The 251-nt window shown below is 49.4% G+C and carries 2 tRNA genes; both read left to right on the top strand.

Annotation, left to right across the window (positions count from 1 at the left end):
* The first annotated feature begins 92 nt into the window (after nt 1-92).
* Nucleotides 93-169: transfer RNA gene (locus I6E17_RS09830), tRNA-Ile, on the top strand.
* A 4-nt stretch (nt 170-173) separates the two neighbouring features.
* Nucleotides 174-250 (top strand) — tRNA-Ala (locus I6E17_RS09825).
* Nucleotide 251 lies beyond the last annotated feature (1 nt).

The following is a 251-nucleotide window of genomic DNA, read 5'->3' as shown; positions in this document are numbered from 1 at the left end:
AACAAGGTATCCGTACGGGAACGTGCGGATGGATCACCTCCTTTCTAAGGAGTTTTAAGTCAGATTCTCTATTCTATTGATAGTGTTCTTTTGCGTTTGTAGCTCAGCTGGTTAGAGCACACGCCTGATAAGCGTGAGGTCGGTGGTTCGAGTCCACTCAAACGCACCATTATGGGGATATAGCTCAGTTTGGGAGAGCGACGCACTTGCACTGCGTAGGTCAGCGGTTCGATCCCGCTTATCTCCACCAT

The organism is Fusobacterium perfoetens (assembly GCF_021531595.1).
In the GTDB taxonomy this organism is placed as follows: domain Bacteria; phylum Fusobacteriota; class Fusobacteriia; order Fusobacteriales; family Fusobacteriaceae; genus Fusobacterium_B.
The sequence above is the reverse complement of the archived record's forward strand: the minus strand, read 5'-3'. Positions and strand labels throughout refer to the sequence as shown.